15 protein-coding genes and 1 pseudogene are annotated in these 14,828 nt (G+C 68.3%); 5 read left to right on the forward strand and 11 right to left on the reverse strand.

The genetic code is table 11. The annotated features are described in order from the left end of the window. Positions 1-34: 34 nt before the first annotated feature. The 4 genes from MIN45_RS11695 to MIN45_RS11710 all read left to right on the forward strand — a co-directional run bounded on the left by MIN45_RS11695 (position 35) and on the right by MIN45_RS11710 (position 4,172). Positions 35-280 (forward strand): acyl carrier protein, encoded by a 246-nt coding sequence (locus tag MIN45_RS11695; RefSeq protein ID WP_286292445.1) that lies wholly within the window; start codon positions 35-37, stop codon positions 278-280. Continuing rightward, on the forward strand, positions 277-1,557 hold the full coding sequence (locus tag MIN45_RS11700) for a hypothetical protein (RefSeq protein WP_286292446.1): 1,281 nt from the start codon (positions 277-279) through the stop codon (positions 1,555-1,557). Before MIN45_RS11695 ends, MIN45_RS11700 begins: the two co-directional genes overlap by 4 nt. After that, positions 1,538-3,019, forward strand: a complete 1,482-nt coding sequence (locus MIN45_RS11705) for an AMP-binding protein (RefSeq protein ID WP_286292447.1) — start codon at positions 1,538-1,540, stop codon at positions 3,017-3,019. Before MIN45_RS11700 ends, MIN45_RS11705 begins: the two co-directional genes overlap by 20 nt. Before the next feature lie 73 nt (positions 3,020-3,092). After that, positions 3,093-4,172 (forward strand): acyl-CoA dehydrogenase family protein, encoded by a 1,080-nt coding sequence (locus MIN45_RS11710; protein ID WP_286292448.1) that lies wholly within the window; start codon positions 3,093-3,095, stop codon positions 4,170-4,172. A 51-nt stretch (positions 4,173-4,223) separates the two neighbouring features. Here the strand turns inward: MIN45_RS11710 and MIN45_RS11715 are convergent, their stop codons facing one another. Together MIN45_RS11715 and MIN45_RS11720 are read right to left on the reverse strand one after the other, a co-directional pair. Next, positions 4,224-5,534, reverse strand: coding sequence for an NAD(P)/FAD-dependent oxidoreductase (locus MIN45_RS11715; protein WP_286292455.1), 1,311 nt, complete (start codon positions 5,532-5,534; stop codon positions 4,224-4,226). 121 nt (positions 5,535-5,655) lie between these two features. Next, complete coding sequence (locus tag MIN45_RS11720; protein ID WP_286292457.1) at positions 5,656-6,588, reverse strand: restriction endonuclease; 933 nt, start codon at positions 6,586-6,588, stop codon at positions 5,656-5,658. On the opposite strand from MIN45_RS11720, the pseudogene MIN45_RS11725 reads away from it, so the two are divergent. Further along, positions 6,587-6,716, forward strand: a pseudogene (locus tag MIN45_RS11725) (IS256 family transposase); the annotation flags it as partial. The gene MIN45_RS11720 and the pseudogene MIN45_RS11725 overlap by 2 nt on opposite strands. A 180-nt stretch (positions 6,717-6,896) precedes the next feature. Here MIN45_RS11725 and MIN45_RS11730 read toward each other — a convergent pair. From MIN45_RS11730 to MIN45_RS11770, 9 genes are all read right to left on the reverse strand, one after another. Continuing rightward, positions 6,897-7,247, reverse strand: a complete 351-nt coding sequence (locus tag MIN45_RS11730; protein ID WP_286292459.1) for a HigA family addiction module antitoxin — start codon at positions 7,245-7,247, stop codon at positions 6,897-6,899. Between the two features lie 9 nt (positions 7,248-7,256). Then, the gene (locus MIN45_RS11735) at positions 7,257-7,538 is read right to left on the reverse strand and encodes a type II toxin-antitoxin system RelE/ParE family toxin (protein ID WP_286292461.1); all 282 of its coding nucleotides are present in this window, start codon (positions 7,536-7,538) and stop codon (positions 7,257-7,259) included. A gap of 109 nt (positions 7,539-7,647) precedes the next feature. After that, positions 7,648-8,823 (reverse strand): NAD(P)/FAD-dependent oxidoreductase, encoded by a 1,176-nt coding sequence (locus tag MIN45_RS11740; protein ID WP_286292462.1) that lies wholly within the window; start codon positions 8,821-8,823, stop codon positions 7,648-7,650. Beyond that, complete coding sequence (locus MIN45_RS11745; RefSeq protein WP_286292463.1) at positions 8,820-10,730, reverse strand: beta-ketoacyl-ACP synthase; 1,911 nt, start codon at positions 10,728-10,730, stop codon at positions 8,820-8,822. Before MIN45_RS11745 ends, MIN45_RS11740 begins: the two co-directional genes overlap by 4 nt. Beyond that, positions 10,727-11,107 (reverse strand): rhodanese-like domain-containing protein, encoded by a 381-nt coding sequence (locus MIN45_RS11750; protein ID WP_286292465.1) that lies wholly within the window; start codon positions 11,105-11,107, stop codon positions 10,727-10,729. Before MIN45_RS11750 ends, MIN45_RS11745 begins: the two co-directional genes overlap by 4 nt. Further along, a complete protein-coding gene (locus tag MIN45_RS11755) occupies positions 11,107-13,371 on the reverse strand; it encodes an MMPL family transporter (protein ID WP_286292466.1) in 2,265 nt (754 codons plus the stop codon). Before MIN45_RS11755 ends, MIN45_RS11750 begins: the two co-directional genes overlap by 1 nt. After that, positions 13,368-13,985 carry a LolA family protein gene (locus MIN45_RS11760; RefSeq protein ID WP_286292467.1) on the reverse strand — a complete coding sequence of 206 codons (618 nt, stop codon included), beginning with the start codon at positions 13,983-13,985 and terminating at the stop codon, positions 13,368-13,370. Before MIN45_RS11760 ends, MIN45_RS11755 begins: the two co-directional genes overlap by 4 nt. Then, positions 13,960-14,562 (reverse strand): COG4648 family protein, encoded by a 603-nt coding sequence (locus MIN45_RS11765; protein ID WP_286292468.1) that lies wholly within the window; start codon positions 14,560-14,562, stop codon positions 13,960-13,962. The genes MIN45_RS11760 and MIN45_RS11765 overlap by 26 nt, the downstream gene beginning before the upstream one ends. Next, a complete protein-coding gene (locus MIN45_RS11770) occupies positions 14,559-14,825 on the reverse strand; it encodes a phosphopantetheine-binding protein (protein ID WP_286292469.1) in 267 nt (88 codons plus the stop codon). Before MIN45_RS11770 ends, MIN45_RS11765 begins: the two co-directional genes overlap by 4 nt. Positions 14,826-14,828: the final 3 nt, after the last annotated feature.

A 14,828-nucleotide genomic window follows, 5' to 3' on the forward strand; every position in this document is an offset into this window, starting at 1 on the left:
GTATCTTGCTCGAAACGGAAAGAACATCGGTCCCATGAACGACATCAAATCCCGCCTGCGCGATTTCGTCCTCGGCGAGCTGGTTTACTGCGAAGACCCCGACGCTTTCGGTGACGACGACGATCTGCTCGAGGCCGGCCTCGACAGCCTCGGCATCATGCGCCTGATCATGTTCGCCGAACGTGAATTCGACGTCACCCTGCCCGACACCGACATCGAACCGGACACCGTCCGCACCCTCGACAACCTGAGCCGCTGGATCGAAGCCCACCGCCGATGACGGCCCCCATCCCCTTGAACCCGGCCGACCATTTCCTCCTGACGATGGACCGGGAGATCCGCAAGGCCGGACTGCCCGGCGCCTGGTGCGCCATCGCCCTGGAACTGGCGGGCGAACCGGATATCGCCGCCCTGGAAGCCGGACTGGCCGAACTGGGCCGTCATTTTCCCGCCCTCGACGCCCGGCTGGTGTCACGGGGACGGCGTTTCGCCTGGCAGCCGCAGGGCGGCGGCATTCCCCTGCACACCCGCTGCTGGGACGGCGACCTCAGCGCCGTACTGGCGGACCTGCTCAACGACGCCGGCGACGCCTTCGCCTCCCCGCCCCTGGATTGCCACTGCCTGACCGCCCCGGAACGCACCCTGCTGGTGGTCCGCTGGCTGCATCCCCTGCTCGATGCCGGCGGGGTCAAACGCCTGCTCGATTATCTGGCGGCCGAACCGCAAACACGGGACCGCTACCACGGCAGGGAGACCGCCCTGGTGCTGCAAAAGCTGCGCGGCTGGTCCTGGCTCCGGCGGCTGAAACTGCTGTGGCGCGGCAAACGCCACAACGACTGGATCGACCGCCTCGCCAGCAGCCAGCCGGCCCGAGCGACCGCAGGTCCCCGCCGGCTGCGTCATACCGTGCTACTCCTGGACCGGGACGAAACCAAAGCGGTGCTGGAAAGCGCCCGCCGTCGGGTGGGTCTCGGCGGCCAGACCCTGTATCTCATCGGCTGTCTGATGCGGGCGCTGGAGGCCACCGGCCCGGCTGAGCGGTGCGACGCCTGGTGCATTCCCTACGCCTTCGATTTGCGTCCCGGCAACGCCCCGGCGCCGGTCACCGGCAACCAGGTGGCGGCACTGTTCGCCCAGGCCGGGCACGCCGCCACCGCCGACCGCGACGCCCTGTTCCGTCACCTACGGGCCCAGCACGAAGACGCCATTCGCCGGGAGCTGGATCAGGCCTATCTGCCCCTGATGTGGCTGGGGCAGTGGCTGTCTCTGGAACGTTACGCGGAAATCCTGCGCCGGCAGAAGTCCGGCGGTGAACGGGCTTCGGCCTGGTTCTCCGACGTGGGCGAAATCCGCTTGCGCCGCCCGGATTTTCTCGGCCCCCCGGTCACCGGCGTCCATCACGCCTGTCAGGTCACCGCCCCGCCTTCGCTGGCGGTGCTGTTCGCCCGTTTCGACGGCCGCCTCCAGGCCGCCATCAACCATCTGGTCCCGGACCTGGACGAGGACTGGGCGGCGCGCTTCCGCAGGTATCTGCACGATGAACTCCTTTCCGGCTGACGCTTCCCCACTGCTGGGCCCTTTTCTGACCCAGGTGGCCGCCCGCCCTAACGCCCCCGCGTTGCGGGAGGGCGACCTAACCCTCAGCTACGCCGGGCTGGCCCGCCGGGCCGCCGCCATCGCCATTGAACTCGACCGCCTGCGCCTGCCGCCGGGCACGCCGGTGGCCATCGACCTGCCCCGCGGTATAGACGCCGCCTGCGCCGTGCTGGGCATCCTCGCCGCGGGCCATCCCTATCTGCCCCTCGACCCCAAAGCCCCACCGACCCGCCGCCAGGCCATCGTGACCGACGCCCGTGCCGGCGCCGTCATCACCTGGGAAAACCGGACGGAACTGCCCACCGTACTCCCCCGGGGAGAGCATGACGCGCCCCTCGTCGGCCCAAGCCAGGTTGAAACCCTGGCGGCGATCCTCTATACCTCCGGCTCCACCGGCCGACCCAAGGGCGTCGCCCTCAGCCACGGCGCCATCGCCGCCTTCGCCGACTGGGCCCGTGACCTGGTGAGGCTGACGCCGGCCGACCGTATCGCCACCATCGCCCCGCTGGCGTTCGACCTGTCCACCTTCGACCTGTTCTCGGTGCTCGGCGCCGGAAGCTGTGCCGATTTCCTCCCCGACGGCCTGACCATGGCCCCGCGCCGTTTCACCCAGTGGCTGGCCGCCCGCGGCATCACCGGTTTCTACACCATCCCATCGCTGCTGGGATTCTGGGCCTGCAAGGGCGGGCTGGCGGAGATCCCGTTACCAGCGCTGCGTTTTCTCCTCTTCGCCGGCGAGCCGTTCCCCACCCCGGCGCTGAGGCGGCTGGCGGACGCCCTGCCCCGGGCGGCGCTGTTCAACCTCTACGGTCCCACGGAAACCAACGTCTGCTGCTGCTGGCCGGTGGACCGCGACCGTCTCGACAGCGAAGATCCGATTCCCATCGGCCGCCCCGCCTGCGGCGACGAATTGAAGGTCGATCCTGGCAGCGGTGAGCTGAAGGTCCGCGGCCCGACCCTGCTGTCCGGTTACTGGCGGGAAGGCCACCTGCGGCCGGCGCTGGATCGTGAGGGCTGGTACGCCACCGGTGACCGGGTGGAAGTCAACGAATATGGGGAATACGTCTGGCGCGGCCGCCTCGACCGCATGGTGAAGATCGCCGGCCACCGGGTGGAGCCGGCCGAGGTGGAGGCCGCCCTGCTGGCCCTGCCTGGAGTCACGGCCGCCGCGGTGGTCGCCTGCGACACCCCGGACGCCCCCCGGCTGCACGCCGCCGTGGTCGGCGACGGCACCCCCGCGGCCCTGCGCCTGGCGCTGCGCGCCCGCCTGCCCGGCTACATGGTTCCCGCCCGCATCACCCGCCTGCCCGCCCTGCCCCGGCTCGCCAACGGCAAGCCGGATCTGGAAGCGCTGCGCCGACAGCTGACGGGAAAAAGAAAAGCCGGTCGCGAGGACCGGCCGAGGGAGGGAGAGGAGGTTTAATGAAGCAACGCGGCGAAATCTGTTCTCTTGCCTTTCTTACACGGACCCGGACGGTAGAATTCTCCCGATGGTCATGAACCTTTCCGCCCTCGGCCGCACCGGCCTGTTCCGCCATGCCGTCCCGGAATCCTGGGGCGGTCTGGAAGACGGCTTTTCCGGGCTGCTCCAGGCCCATATCCGCCTGGGGCGGGAATACCGCGATCCCGGCCTGGTGCTGGCGGCGGGCGCCCACCTGTGGGGAGCGCTGTTCCCCCTGCTGCGTCACGGCGACGATGCCCAGCGCAACCGCTGGCTACCGCGACTGGTCAGCGGGCAGTGGCTCGGCGGCCACGCCATCACCGAACCGCAGGGCGGCTCCGACCCGGCGACGATGACGGCCCAGGCCATCCGCTGCGGCGAAGGCTTCCGCCTCGAGGGGGAAAAGCGCTACATCACCAACGTGCCGGCGGCCGACCTGCTGATCGTCTACGCCCGTCTCGACGAGGTCGTGTCCGCCTTCGTGGTGCTGAAGGACGATCCCGGCGTGCACTATCGCCAGGACCATACCGTGGCCGCTTGCCGCAGCGCACCGATGGGCGAGGTCGTGCTCGAGGGCTGCCGGCTTCCCGCCGGCCGCCTGCTGGGCAGGCCCGGCGCCGGTCTGGCGCTGATCCAGCAGGCGCTGGAGTGGGAGCGGGCTTTCATCTTCGCCGGCATCGCCGGGGTGATGGAATGGCAGCTGGAACGGGTGATCGCCTTCAGCCGCGAGCGCTGCAGCGGCGATTCCCACCTGGGCCGCCACCAGGCCATCGCCCACCGCATCGCCGACATGCGCACCCGCCTCGACACTGTCCACCTGTGGCTGCGGGAATGCGCCCGCCTGGCCGACGCCGGCCAGCGCCTGACCCTGGCCTCGGCCCAGACCAAGCTGGTGGCTTCGCAAGCCTTTCTGGAATCGACCCTGGACGCCCTCCACATCCTCGGCGCCCGGGGGCTGGAGGAAGCCGGCGGCATGAGCGCGTGGCTCAACGATGCTGCCGCCGGGCGGCTGTTTTCCGGCTCCGACGAGGCGCTGAAGAATCTGATCGCAGCGCTGCTGGGGACCGGGGAAGGCTACCGGCCCGGCATCAGAACTGGAGATGATCCAGCACGTCGCCGTCGAAATGCAGGGTGAAGGGACAGGCCCGGCCGAATCAATAATGCCAGACGGCGCGCTCCAGCCCGCTCAGATCCACAGCCTCGGCAACCGCCGGGCCTTGTCTTCCAGCCGCCCGTCCAACGCTGTCAATCCCGCAGCCTCGATCAACCGGCGGAAATGGCGGGTGCGGTGGGTGATGTGGGACACCGCCAGCATCAGCTCCAACTCCCGCCGCGGCACCGAGCGCATGAAGCGCCTCACCAACTCGAAATCGACGCCGTTGACGCCGACGTCTCCCAGAGCCAGGGCGCGGGAGAAGCTGTAGAACTGGTGCAGGCGGTGGGCGCACAGTTGGGCGTGGCGCCGCCGCCGGGGCGGGTCGTGCAGGGATTCGCGGATCGCCAGGGCGGCCAGCGACGCCCCGTAGAAGGCGTTGAGCACCCCGTGGGAGAAGACCGGATCGACGAAACCGCCGGCATCGCCGATGCAGTAAAGATTGTCCTCGGCTACCTGCGTCACGTGATAGGAAAAGTCCGGCCGCCCGCTCAAGGAACCTTCGACGAAGCGGGCCGGGGCCAGCAGCTCCCGCAGACAGGGCGCCCGAGCGCAGGTTTCCAGGAAGTAACGCTGGCGCGCCGCCCCCTCCAGTCCCCGGACCCGGTCACGGTAAATCACCAGGCCGACGCTGGTGCTCCGGCGCAGTGGGATGTGCCAGATCCACCCGTCCTCGTAGGCGCAGACGAAGGTGACCGGACGCACGGCCTTTAGCGCTGCGAAATCCCGCGCCCGGCCCTCGCCGTCGATGAAGCGGGAATTTTCGAAATAGCCCCAGAAGGACAGAAACTGATGGGGGGACCGGGCCAAATGACGGCGGCCGAGGCGGCGCGCCACCAGGCTCGATGCCCCGCTGGCGTCCACCAGATAGCGGCAGCGCAGCGAGCCCCGTGCCGGCGGGTTTCCGCAGCGATCCACCCAGCGCAGCCGGATTTCCTCCCCGGGCACCACGTCGGTGACGGTCACCTGCTCGAACACCCGCGCCCCGCAGCGCTTGGCGTGGCGCAGCAACAGGTGGTCGAAGACGTCGCGCTCCACGTGCAGCGCCGGACGCTCAAAGCCGAAGTCGGCAAAGCGGATGCGGTGGATCTCCCCGTCCCACACCGTGATCCCCCCCGCCTTGGCGACGAATCCCTCGGCCTCGATCGCCGGGGTGGCGCCGGTCAGATCGGTGTATTTCCAGAAATGGGGAATCAGGCTCTCGCCCACCATCGGCCGCGGATACCGGGCCCGCTCCAGCACCACCACGTCGAACCCGTCCCGGGCCAGCAATGCGGCGGCGCTGCTGCCGGCAGGACCGGCGCCGATGACGGCGATGTCGCAGTGACGGGGCGGCCCGCTCATCCGCTATGGATCACGCTGCCCGCCGTCCGGGAAACACCCGCCTCGCCGCGCGTATACCGCGAAGATAACGGCGCTGGCACCGGGCGCACAAACTGACCAGCGAGGAAGGCGCGCTTTCCGATCACCGGGGTCTCGTCCCCCGACATTTTGGGAACCGCGAGCAGCCCCAAAAGCTTTCACCAGCGCGTGGCCCCTTCCTGGCGGTGCGCTCGACCATTGGCGCTTCGCAGATCGGGCAGGATGGGACGTTATCCTCCGTGTCGGAGACGTTGCCAGCCGGTTCCTGGGGGTTGACCAGGGCGAGCAACTGTTCCGTGTCCACCAGTTCGATGGGCTTGTTTTGAACGAAACGCCGGGCATCCTCGGTAAATTGCCCTGATGCGACCACGAAGCCGCCATCAGCACCTTCCGCCGCCATGACCCCGAACAGCTCCCGCACCGGCTTGACCCCGACCCGCCGGGTCTTCCAGTGCTTGCACTGGACCAGATATTTTTTACCGTCGCGGTGTAGCACCAGATCGACGCCGCCATCGGGACCATCGCTGCCCCTTTCCTCAATCTGATAACCCTGTTGCCGGAAAGCTTCGCCTGCCAGGAGCTCAAACTGACGCCAGCTCATCCGGTCCAGCATGCTGCGGGAGGGGGACTCGGTCAGCTGCCGGTACAATTTCTTGCCCTGATGACGGTGAAAGGCGGAAATGCCAGCCCCAAAGAGCGCGGCGAATGGAATCAGGTATTGCATGAGGTTGGCAAACCCGACCATCATCTGGCGGCCAACTAGACCGGCGGTGCCCTCCAGCGTGGCGGCGGTGCCCACAGGCTGAAGCGCTAGACGGTGCAGAGCTAGGTAGCCGATCACGGCAAACAGTACCCCGGCCCACCAGGGCAGGCGGGCCACCAGATCGATGAGATCTTCGAAAAAGGAAGTGCGTTTCCTGGGCATGGTTAGAGCTATGCTCAAAACTGGTGTATGAACGGTGATTGAAGAAGGCGGCGTACCCTGCTGAAATCGGTTTTGCCCAACTGATGAACAGCAGAGGAGGTACGCCACCATGAGCAAAGATAACGTAGTTGCCTTGCCCTCGCCAGAGGGAGTTGAGGACCCTCTGACGGAGCTGCTGAGGCGCGGTGCACGGCAGTTGATTCAACAGGCGATCGAGGCGGAGCTGGCCGAGCTGCTGGCACGGTATGAAGGGGAAGTCGACGATCAGGGCCGGCGGGCGGCGGAGGTCAAGGCCAGGAATACACCGAAGAGAATACCGGATCGAGGAAACTGGCGGTTGTCACCACCGATGCCGACGGGGGCCGTAGCGCATGCGCCTCATCGAAGCCTGTGCCGGAAACAATCGTTTGCGGTGAGCGTCACGCAGACTCCAGCGGTTTAACCTCTATTTCAATCTGTTTTTCCAATTTGCGGCGTGCCAGCCGCAGTTCGTAATCCTTCTGCAGGTTGATCCAGAATTCCGCCGTGGTGCCGAAATAGCGCCCAAGCCGCAGCGCCGTATCGGCAGTGATGGAACGGCCTCCATGGAGGATGGCGGTGATCCGGTTGGCAGGCACCTTCAGGGCTTTGGCAAGGGCGTTGGCCGACAACCCCAAGGGTTCCATGAACTCCCGGCGCAGAATCTCGCCAGGCGTGCTGATGGGGATGACTTCTCCGGTCGTGATGTCGGAATAATCGGTTCGGGACAGTTCTTCAAACGAAATGCTCATCGTCGAACCTCAATGATAATCGGTGATTTCCACATCCCAGGCATCTCCTTCCTCCCAGCGGAAACAGATGCGCCATTGCTGGTTGATCCGGATGCTGTATTGCCCCGACCGATTGCCTGTGAGCTTTTCCAGACGGTTGCCCGGGGGTGAGCGCAGATCCTCGATCGTGGCGGCATTGTGAATCATCCTGAGTTTATCCAAAGCTCTAGGCTGCATGGATTTCGGAAGACCGCTGACGAACAACCCCTGAAAGATTGCTGCTGTTCGTTTGTCTCTGAAGCTTCGGATCACAGTTATAGCTTTTATCTGTTACGTAAAGGATAACACATTTTCCGTGAGACAAAACTTGAAAGGGCGATGGCAAAGCCGGAGACAGATGACGGAACGCCCTTATCCACTTCTACCGCCCAAACCGCCCCCTAAGCAGCGTCTCCTGCCACGGATTGTTCCCGCTCCACAGATTCCCCGCCAGAAGTGCGCTGATGGCCTGTTTGATGGCCGCATCTCGGTGGGCCTCGAAGAAGACGTTGTGGATCAGGTCCGACTGGTAGAAGCGTTCGACGAAGGCGTACATGGTGTTGAAGCCCAGGGCGTGGGCCGGGTCGTCGGGGCGGTGGAGCTCAGGATCGGCCTCGGTGCCGGCCTCCAGGCCGAGGTGGATGCGGTCGGCGGCCCGGGCGGCGGAGGTCAGGGCCAGGAACACGCCGGAGGAGAACACCGGGTCGAGGAAGCCGGCGGCGTCGCCCACGCTGATGAAACGGGCCCCGTAGCGGCGGTGGTTGAGATAGCTGAAGTTGGCCTCGGCCTGGACCGGTAGCTGTCGTCGCGTGCCATCGAGCAGCCGCTGCAGCCGTGGGGATGCGGTCACGTAGCGCTGGAACAGGGCTTCGGTGGACAGTCCCTGGGAACGCCCTCGGCTTGACACCAGGCCGATGCTGACCTTGTGCCCGGCCAGGGGAATCACCCACATCCAGCCGATGTCCACCATCAGAATCCAGATGTTGCCGTGGGCGTAGAGTGCGTCGGCCAGCTCCTCCCGCACCGGGGCGTAGTGGCTGTAGAGGGCGAAACGGCCCAGGTGGCGGATGCGTTCGACGGCGCGCTGGCGCCGGCCCAGCAGGGCGGTACGGCCGGTGGCGTCGATGAAGTAACGGCCCTGGAACCGGCCTTCAGGGGTCGTCACCGCCACCCGCTCCGCCGTGAACTCGACGGCCGCCACCGGACAGCGGTCGCGGCATTCGACCCCAAAGCGGGCGGCGTTGTCCCAGAGCCGGCGGTCGAACTCGCTTCGCTCCACCTGATAGGCGCGGTGCTCGCCGCTGAGCTGGAAGAACATCTCCTGGCCCGTGGCCTCGTCGATGAACACCGCCCCGGCCTTGAACACGCTGCCCTGGCTCCAATCCAGCCCCAGGCGGCGGATCACCGGCTCGCTGTAGGGGAGCATCGACTCGCCGATGTGGAAACGGGGGTGGCGGTCCCTTTCCAGCAGCAGCACCCGGTGGCCGTACTGGGCCAGCAGGGTGGCGGCGGTGCAGCCGGCAGGCCCGCCGCCGGCGACGATGACATCGTAGTTCATTGCAGTTCCACGCTCCATCCGCTACCCAAAGGTACGGTTTGCCGGTTTCCGTTCTCCAGGGCCCGGACCAACGCCAGCCCCGCCAGCACCGGTGAGGAAGCTACCAGCGGCTGCAAATCCGCCGGCAATGCCGCCCTGGTCTGCTCCGGCGGGCCGATCCGCCCGCCCCGTTCCAGCACCCAGGCCAGAGCGACCGGATAGCGTCCCATGCCCGGCTGCAGATGCGGCGGCCAGCGTTCCTCGTAGCACACCAGCAGCACCCGTTCGGCCTCGGTCAGCAGCCGGGTCCAGGCCTCCAGCCAGGCCATGGCGAAAGTGGCCTCCCCCGCTCCCAGGGCGGTGGTGGGCTGACGGCTGCCGGTGGCGATGCTCCAGTAGCCGGCGGCGGCGTTGTGGACCGAATTGTGAAAGGCGGTGGGCGAGACGCAGCCGTCGGGTTTGGCCAGTTCGACGAGCAGGCGGTCGGTGACCTGCATCTCGCCGCCGACGCTGGCGAATACCGCCGGCAGTTCCCGGGGATCGACCCCGGCGCGTTCGCAGGCCAGAAGCCCAGCGCACAGCGCCAGCCGGGTCGCTTCGCCGGTACGGCGGCGGATGACGGCGGGAATCCGTTTTGGATCCGGCGAAGCCGTCTCGACATTCAGGGAGACGCTCCAGTCGTTCTCGGGGGCACAAACCACCGCCGCCCGCACGCCGATCCCGGTCACAGACACCGGTTCGGTGACGGCGTCGGCTTCCCATCCCAGCAGCACGCTGGCGTTGCTGCCGCCGAAGCCGAAGGCGTTGCCCAGCACCCGTCCCGCCTGCTGCCGTCGGGGGTGGCGTTGCAGGTTCAGACGGCAGGCCGGATCGGGGGTTTCCAGCCCGCAGGTGCCCGGCAGCCAGCCGTGTTCCAGGGCTTCCAGCAGGGCCACCGTTTCCAACGCCCCCGAGGCGCCCAGGGTGTGTCCCAAAAGGCCCTTGAGGCCGCCACAGGGCACCCGGTCGCCGAACAGGCGTTCGACCGCCTTGGCCTCGGCCAGATCGTTGAGGGGGGTGGCGGTGGCGTGGAGCTTGACATAGTCGACCCGCGCCGGCTCCAGCCCAGCCAGGGCCGCCGCCATCGCCGCCTCGGCGCCGCGGCCTTCCGGGTCCGGGGCGGCCATGTGGTGGGCGTCGGAGGATTCGCCCACCGCCAGCAGCCGGGGACAGGCCCGGTTCGCCTTGGCGGCCTTCTCCAGCAGCAGCAGGGCCGCGGCCTCACCGATGTTGATACCGCAGCGGTCGGCGTCCAGCGGCCGGCAGGCGGCCTCGGCCACCAGACCGAGGCTGTGGAAACCGAACAGGGTCAGGCTGCACAGGGTGTCCACCCCGGCCACCAGCACCGCGTCACAGATATCGGTCAGCAGCAGTCGCCGGGCCGTACCCAGAGCCTTGGCGCTTGAGGAACAGGCGGTGGAAACCGCCAGCACCGGGCCGGCGAGACCCAGGTCCCGGGCCATGGCCTCGGCAGTGGCGTGGACCGCGTGGCGGTGGATGAAATCGAAGTCTGCCGGCATTTCCCCATGGGCGACGAAATGGCGGTAGGCGGCCTCGGAATCGTAGATGCCCGAGGTGCTGGTCCCCAGCACCAGCCCGACCCGTACCGCGCCGTAACGGTCCAGGGCGGCCGCGATCCGGTGGCGGAAACCGTCCTGTTCCAGGGCGGCCCGGGCCAGACGCGCGTTGCGGCACTCGTAGCGCGCCAGTTCCGGCGGCAGGGGCGGCAGCGGGTCGGGATACTCCCCCACCAGGGTGGGAAACGGCAGCGGCAGCAGGTGGATCGGCCGCAGACAGGGCTTGTTGGCCAAAATGGCAGCCAGCAGCGCCTGCCGTCCGGCACCGGCGGCGCCCAAAACCTGCCAGGTGGTGATGGCGACCGGCCTCATGGCGCCCCGGTGGTCGTCGGCAGTCCCAACCTGCGCCAACGGGCCATGTGCCCTTCCAGCAACAGCACCTCCCGGCAGCCCAGGTCCCGCAGTTTGGAGGCCGCGTACGTCGCCCGCGGTCCGTGCTCGCAGGTCACCACCACCGGCTCGTTGTGGCAGCGTCGCAGCACTTCGGGCGGGGTCTTCTCGGCCACCTCGGTGAAAGGGACGTGAACGGCACCGGGAATGTGGCTGCTGCGGTATTCCCCCTCGGAGCGGACATCGAGCACCAGAGGTGCCTGCCCGCCCTCCAGGGCCCGGGCCAGATCGCGGGGGGCGACGGCGGGGCCGCCGCAGGCGGCCAGCAGGAAAAGCAACAGCAGACAGACAAAACGCATCAGGACTCCATCGATTCGGAAAGCGGGACGACCAGCACCGGGCACCAGAGAAAGCCGCTCACCACCCCACAGGTCACCGCCAGCGCCAGAGCCTGCAACACCGGCTGGCTCGCCAGCCCCAGGGCGGCGAAGGCAGTCACCGTGGTCAGCATCGAGGCTCCCATGGCTTGATAGGTGGCGGCGATATCGCCGCCGCGCCGTTCCCGGTAGAAGATAGCGTAATCCACGCAGATGGCAATGGCCAACAGGGCGGCAAGCAGGTGAAAAAAGCTGAGGGGAAAACCAGCGGCGGCAAAACCGATCAGGATGGTGGTCCCGCCCAGCAGGGGTGGCGCCAGCAGTTGCAGAGCGGTCAGGGGGCTGCGATAGCGCCAGGCCAGAAGCGCCCAGATGACGGCGACGCCGGCGGCCAGGGTCTTCAGAGCGCGGCGGCGGTACTGCTGCGCCAGGCGGTTGACGTGGTCGTGCTGACTGAAATAGCGCACCCCCTCCAGCCCCGCCAAGGCGGCGCGCACGGCGTCTGGGTCGTGGCTGCCGAGCCAGATGGCCAGCTCGGCCCGGTCCTGGCGGGTCCGGACCTGGCCCACCAGAATCTCCGCCAGCCGCGGGTCGGGGACCGGCAGCCACGGCGGTTCGCTGCGCACCAGCTGTGATAACGGTTCCACCGTCAGACCGGCGGTTGCCAGGGCCCGGCGCCAGGCGGCGACGAATTCCGGGGTCACGTGGCTTTGGTACTGGCGCCAGTTGCGCGCCTGCAGGGACTGGGAGACGTACCAGGGATAGAGGGGCTGGAAGCCGGCCAGCGCCCTTGTTTCCCGGAGCCGGCGCAGCACCAGCGTGGCGGTCTCGGCGCGCTGAAGGGCGGTTTCCAGGTCCGGAGCCTCGACCAACACCGCCCGTCCCGGTTCGATGCCCCCCAGCCGGGCGCGCAGCTGGCGGTCCTGGCGCTTGAGCTCGGGATCGACCGCCGCCAGCTTTTCCAGGTCGTCGAGCCATTGCAATCGCGGCCAAGCCGCCCCTGCGGCGGCCACGGCCAGCACCGCGGCCAGTTGCAAGCCCTTGCGGTGGCGGCGGGCGAAACCGAGCCAGGCCGTCAGGGGCCGCAAGCGTGGACGGCGCAGGCATACGGCGGCGATGAAGTCCGGCAGGAAGTAACCGGTCGCCAGCAGGGCGGCGACGATGCCGGCGCCGGCAAAGACGGCGACCTGCTCGAAACCCGGATAGCCGGTAGCCCCCAGGGCCAGATAACCGATCAGGGTGGTGCCGCCGCCCAGCATCAGTGCCGGCCACAGCCGCCGCACCACCGCCCGTGGCTCCCGGCCGCCGCAGTGGGCCAGTACGTGAATGGGGTAGTCGATGCACACCCCCACCAGGGTGCCGCCCAGGGCCAGGGTCAGGGCATGGACGTAACCGAAGACCAGCTGGGTCGCCAGCGCCCCGGCTGCGGCGGCGAAGGCCAGCACCACCGCCACCGCCAGCAGGCTGCGCAGGGTGCGGAACAGCCCCAGGAACACCGCCAGCACGCCGAGGGTGGAGGCGGCGGTGACCCGGGCCACGTCCCGCTGGATCCGTTCCTGAGCCCGGACCGCGAACACCGGCACCCCGGTGAGGGTGAGCCGGTAAGTCCCGGCCTCCGGAGTGTCGAGCAGTTGCCGCAGGCGCTGCTGCAGCACCCGCTGGCGGTCGAGGGCGAAGGCGTCGGCCGCGGATTCGATCACCAGCACCTCGAAATTCCCGTGCCGGCGCGGCCGCAGGCGGTCGCGCCAGTCCTCGAGGGCGTGGAGGGTCAGCAGCAGGGGGTCGCGGCGGGCGATGGCCTGGACCCAGTCGCCGTAGGAGGACAGCAGCGCCTGTCTGAGGTTCTCGGCCCGCCTGGGCAGGGTGGCGGGATCGAACAATTGCGGGGCTTCGCGCGCCGGGTCGAGGCTGTAGATTACCTCGGCGTGATCGGCATAATCCTGCAGCAGATCCAGGAACGCCAGCGGCGGTTCGGACAGGGACCACACCCGGGCGACGCCCTCGACCCGGGCCAACTGCCGCCGCAGCCGGCGGGCGAAGGGCGTCACCGACCGTTCTCCTTGGGCCAGCTCGATCAGCAGCAGGTAACGGCGGGCGAAGCGGGTCTGCTGCAGCCGCCCGAGCATGCCCGCCTCTCCGCCGGCGCCGAGGAAGAACACCGTCAGCCGGGTTTCCAGCCGCAGCTGGGCCGCCAGCACGCCGGCCAGCACCAGCAGCAGGCCGACGGCGGCCAGACGCCGCCTCATTCCCCCCGGGCCTGCTGCAGCAGGCGGGCGATCCTGACCTTCAGGTGGGCGCCCGCCTCGTCCGGCGTCAGGCGGATGAGGCTGCGGTCACCGTCGCGTTCCTCCACCGTCAGATAGCGCCCTTTGCCGTCCTCGCCCAGGATCACCCGGCGGAACGGACTTCCGGGGCGCTTGGGCGTCAGCACCAGGCGCCAGCCGGTTTCCGTCGCCTGCTCCTCCAGGGCGAAATCCCGGGAAACGGCCTCAAGATCGCCGCGCAGCAGATGCTGCAGCAGCACGATGCCCTGGACCTGGGGGAGGGAACTGGGCAGGGCGAGACGGCGGCGCTCGCCGGCGACAGGATCGTGGTACAGCAGTTCCTCGGGAGTGGCGATCAGGACGAGGCGCTCGGGCAGCAGTTGCAGCTTCACCAGGGTACCGTCGGGGTCGGCGATCATAAAGCCGCTGCCGCGCCAGGGCTTGGCCAGCAGAGCCAGATCACGGATTTCCTGGTAACGGAACTGGCGCGGGTGATCGAGGGCCAGCTTCGCCGCCAGGTCACCGCCCCAGGCCGGCAGCGCGCAGAGCCACAGCAGCCAGCAACCGGTTTCAATCCAGCCAGAACGCTTTGCCATGACGGACGATCTCACGGAAGGTTTCCTGGGGTGGCGGCATCCGTTCCAGCTCCGGGAAGCGCCGGCGCCGGTACAGGTATTCGCCGCCGACCAAAAGTCCCATCGCCAGCCAGACACCGATGCCGTGAAACCCGGCCCAGACCTCGGGGTTTGCAAGCAGGGTCAGGATCGCGGAAACCAAAGCGGCGGCGACGAAAAAGCCGGTCCAGACCTGGGTCAGGCGGCGCAGGTAGGCCAACAGATACGGCGGAATGGCGGCGAACTGAAGCCGCACCATGCGCTCGATCAGCGGCGGCGGCCGCCACAGGGTGCGCCCGAACAGCCAGGCCAGGAGGAAAAATGTCACTGCCGGCACCCAGCGCACCACCGCCGCGCCCTGCCACCAGGCACCGGCGGCCAGGGCTGCGGCCAAGCCCAGCCACAGCAGCCGCCAGGGACGGCGGGGTTCGCGCACCGCCCGCACCCCCAGCCAGGCCGCCAACAGCCAGGGCAATAGGCTGCGCCCGCCGGGCCAGGAGGCTGCGAACACCCCGACCAGGAACAGCACGGCGACGGCGGGCGGCGGCCGGAGCTTCATCGCTGGCGGTGGGCGGCGACGAAGTCGGCCAGGGAAGCGAGGGAGGCGAAGATCTGGGGGTTGCGCTTGTCGTCGGAGGTGATCTTGATGCCGTAGCGGCGGTCCAGCATCACCCCGATCTCCAGAGCGTCGATGGAATCGAGCCCGAGGCCGTCGCCGAACAGGGGGGCTTCGGGGTCGATGTCGTCGGGGGTCACATCCTCCAGATGCAACCCCTCGATCAGCATGGATTTGAGTTCGTCGATCAGTGCAGCTTCGGCCATGGA

It is taken from the genome of Methylomarinovum tepidoasis (assembly GCF_030294985.1).
Lineage (GTDB): Bacteria > Pseudomonadota > Gammaproteobacteria > Methylococcales > Methylothermaceae > Methylohalobius > Methylohalobius tepidoasis.

Coding starts and splice junctions, on each gene's coding strand:
- MIN45_RS11695 (WP_286292445.1), top strand. CDS start 35: ATGAACGACATCAAATCCCGCCTGCGCGATTTCGTCCTCGGCGAGCTG.
- MIN45_RS11700 (WP_286292446.1), top strand. CDS start 277: ATGACGGCCCCCATCCCCTTGAACCCGGCCGACCATTTCCTCCTGACG.
- MIN45_RS11705 (WP_286292447.1), top strand. CDS start 1,538: ATGAACTCCTTTCCGGCTGACGCTTCCCCACTGCTGGGCCCTTTTCTG.
- MIN45_RS11710 (WP_286292448.1), top strand. CDS start 3,093: ATGAACCTTTCCGCCCTCGGCCGCACCGGCCTGTTCCGCCATGCCGTC.
- MIN45_RS11715 (WP_286292455.1), bottom strand. CDS start 5,534: ATGAGCGGGCCGCCCCGTCACTGCGACATCGCCGTCATCGGCGCCGGT.
- MIN45_RS11720 (WP_286292457.1), bottom strand. CDS start 6,588: ATGGTGGCGTACCTCCTCTGCTGTTCATCAGTTGGGCAAAACCGATTT.
- MIN45_RS11730 (WP_286292459.1), bottom strand. CDS start 7,247: ATGAGCATTTCGTTTGAAGAACTGTCCCGAACCGATTATTCCGACATC.
- MIN45_RS11740 (WP_286292462.1), bottom strand. CDS start 8,823: ATGAACTACGATGTCATCGTCGCCGGCGGCGGGCCTGCCGGCTGCACC.
- MIN45_RS11745 (WP_286292463.1), bottom strand. CDS start 10,730: ATGAGGCCGGTCGCCATCACCACCTGGCAGGTTTTGGGCGCCGCCGGT.
- MIN45_RS11750 (WP_286292465.1), bottom strand. CDS start 11,107: ATGCGTTTTGTCTGTCTGCTGTTGCTTTTCCTGCTGGCCGCCTGCGGC.
- MIN45_RS11755 (WP_286292466.1), bottom strand. CDS start 13,371: ATGAGGCGGCGTCTGGCCGCCGTCGGCCTGCTGCTGGTGCTGGCCGGC.
- MIN45_RS11760 (WP_286292467.1), bottom strand. CDS start 13,985: ATGGCAAAGCGTTCTGGCTGGATTGAAACCGGTTGCTGGCTGCTGTGG.
- MIN45_RS11765 (WP_286292468.1), bottom strand. CDS start 14,562: ATGAAGCTCCGGCCGCCGCCCGCCGTCGCCGTGCTGTTCCTGGTCGGG.
- MIN45_RS11770 (WP_286292469.1), bottom strand. CDS start 14,825: ATGGCCGAAGCTGCACTGATCGACGAACTCAAATCCATGCTGATCGAG.